At 40.5% G+C, this 2548-nt stretch carries 3 protein-coding genes; all 3 read left to right on the top strand.

The window, feature by feature from the left end:
• Positions 1 to 847 (top strand): 30S ribosomal protein S1 (gene rpsA, locus LD39_RS10895; RefSeq protein ID WP_035546207.1); only part of this gene is annotated, 847 nt, incomplete at its 5' end.
• 16 nt (positions 848 to 863) lie between these two features.
• Positions 864 to 1907, top strand: coding sequence for a type 2 isopentenyl-diphosphate Delta-isomerase (gene fni, locus LD39_RS10890; protein WP_035546205.1), 1044 nt, complete (start codon positions 864 to 866; stop codon positions 1905 to 1907).
• Positions 1908 to 1988: 81 nt separating this feature from the next.
• A partial coding sequence (locus tag LD39_RS10885) for a hypothetical protein (protein WP_035546203.1) occupies positions 1989 to 2548 on the top strand: 560 nt, incomplete at its 3' end.

The following is a 2548-nucleotide window of genomic DNA, read 5'->3' as shown; positions in this document are numbered from 1 at the left end:
CGAAAGCGGAGAGATTTTTGAAGCCGAAGTCAAAGACGTTGTAAAAGGCGGTCTTGTCGTTGATATCGGTCTCCGTGGATTTATTCCAGCATCCTTAGTTGAAACCTATTATGTAGAAGATTTTGAAGACTACAAAGGTAAGAACCTATCCCTTAAAGTTGTAGAGCTGGATCGTGAACAGAATCGTGTTATCCTGTCTCACCGCGCAGTCGTAGAACAAGAAGAGTCTGCTAAAAAACAAGAAGTCCTACACTCTTTGGAGGAAGGTCAAGTAATCGAGGGAACAGTACAGCGTCTAACCGACTTTGGTGCGTTTGTTAACCTTGGAGGGATTGACGGACTTGTACATATCTCTCAACTTTCACATCAGCATGTAGAAAAAGCATCTGATGTTGTAGAAGAGGGACAAACGGTCAAAGTAAAAGTGCTTTCCGTCGATCGTGATAATGAGAGAATCTCTCTTTCATTAAAAGCGACTCAACCTGGACCTTGGCACGATATTCAAAACAAAGTAAAGCAAGGTGAAGTCTTAGAAGGAACTGTAAGACGCTTGGTAAGCTTTGGTGCTTTTGTTGAGGTTTTTCCTGGGGTTGAAGGTCTCGTTCACATTTCCCAAATTTCAAATCGTCATATCGGGACACCTGGAGAAGTCCTGGATGAAGGTCAAGAGGTTCAAGTAAAAGTTCTTGATGTGGATGAAAATGCGAAGCGTCTTTCTTTAAGTATGAAAGAGCTAGAGCGTGATGAGGCTCGTCAAGAAATCCAACAGTACGAGAAAGAAGATGACAATTCAGGCTTCTCTCTTAGTGACATGATTGGTGACAAACTAGATAAATATAAAAAATAATGATTGGATGATGGATATGACAAGGTCTGAGAGGAAAATTGATCATATCCACCATGCCTTGGGTCATGAACGTGATTTTCACAATCATTTTGATGATGTGGATATCGTTCACCAGAGTCTAGCGACGCTGGATTTTAATCAATTGAGCATAGAAACGAGAGTAGGGGAACTTAATTTAAGTTCCCCTCTTTTTGTTAATGCAATGACCGGTGGTGGTGGAAAAAAGACTGAGCAAATCAACCGTGATTTGGCGTTGGCGGCAAGAGAGACGGGTATCGGTATGGCTGTTGGTTCCCAGATGTCAGCGATAAAAAATCCTGAAGAAAGAAATACTTATCAAATTGTACGCGACGTAAATCCGGAAGGTGTCATCTTTGCTAATGTAGGAAGTGAAGCTGACGTTGAACAAGCAAATAGAGCCATAGATATGCTCAAAGCTGACGCTTTACAGATTCACATTAACACACTACAAGAAATGATTATGCCAGAAGGCGATCGTAATTTTACGACTCGATTAAGAAAAATAGAAAAGATCATCCAGCGTGTGGAAGTACCCGTTATCGTTAAGGAAGTCGGTTATGGGATGTCTAAAGAAACCATAAACCAGCTATATGATCTAGGGGTGAGATATATTGATGTAGGCGGTCTTGGAGGTACAAACTTTTCAAGGGTGGAGAACAAACGGCGCAACAAACAGCTCTCCTCTTTCAATAACTGGGGGATCCCGACGCCACTTTCAATTTTAGAAGCTTCCCATTCAGCTGCAACCCATCAAGATCTTCATATTATTGGTTCTGGAGGAATCCGTAATGGTCTTGATGGAGTGAAGGCTATGGTACTTGGTAGTAAAGCATTCGGAATGGCAGGCAATCTTTTGCGGGTTCTTTTAGAAGAGGGCAATGATGAGCTTATTTCGGAAATTCATCATATTCACCAGGAAATTAAGGTGGCTATGATGCTCCTAAATGTCTCACATGTTAAAGATTTTTATGGAAAGCCTTATGTCTTATATGGGCGAACAAAAGAATGGAAAGAACAAAGAATCGAAAAGAGCCTGTGACTGTGGTCATAGGCTTTTTTTTATGGACTCGTTTAAACCTTTCATCTACTACCTATAATAGGGAGGGAAGGAGATGATCGCATGACAGCGATGTTTTATTGGTATGCCTGGACAATAAGCATTATTGGATATTTCTTTTTACAGAAAATATCATTACGACTTCGACTGCTCCTTTTTACTGGGGTAAGCATGAGTACATATTCTGTGTCCTTTTGGAATACTGAGCAACACTTCTACCTTCATATTGGAATGTTAGGTGCTTTTGGTCTTCTTTTTTGGACTGGAAGGAAACGAGAGTGGACTCAACACTTTTGGCCATTTGTATTAAGTCTTGGTTACACTTCAGTCCAACTATTTTTCATCGTTAATCCGGTATGGCTTGAACTTCCCGGCATCCAACTGGGATTGATTGGGGTTATTATTTTATTGAAATACTTTTGTCCAGACACAGAGGGACTGATCGGGATGTGGCTTTTTATGAATGCCATAGGCACTTTGAGTTCGCATCTTATCCTTTCCCTTTACTCACAAGATGAATTACTTTTCAATGATCAAGTTCTCTTATTAGCTTTAAAAGGTGTGCTGATCCTGATGATCTTTTACGGAGTGGCTCATTTGAAAAATAGAAATAAAAAGAGAAG

Source organism: Halobacillus sp. BBL2006, from assembly GCF_000786645.1.
Taxonomy (GTDB): Bacteria; Bacillota; Bacilli; order Bacillales; family Halobacillaceae; genus Halobacillus.
Note: the sequence above shows the minus strand (reverse complement) of the source record. Positions and strands in the feature narration are given on the sequence as shown.

Excerpts from the sequence above, each read along its gene's own strand:
- fni (WP_035546205.1), top strand. The coding sequence starts at position 864 with ATGACAAGGTCTGAGAGGAAAATTGATCATATCCACCATGCCTTGGGT.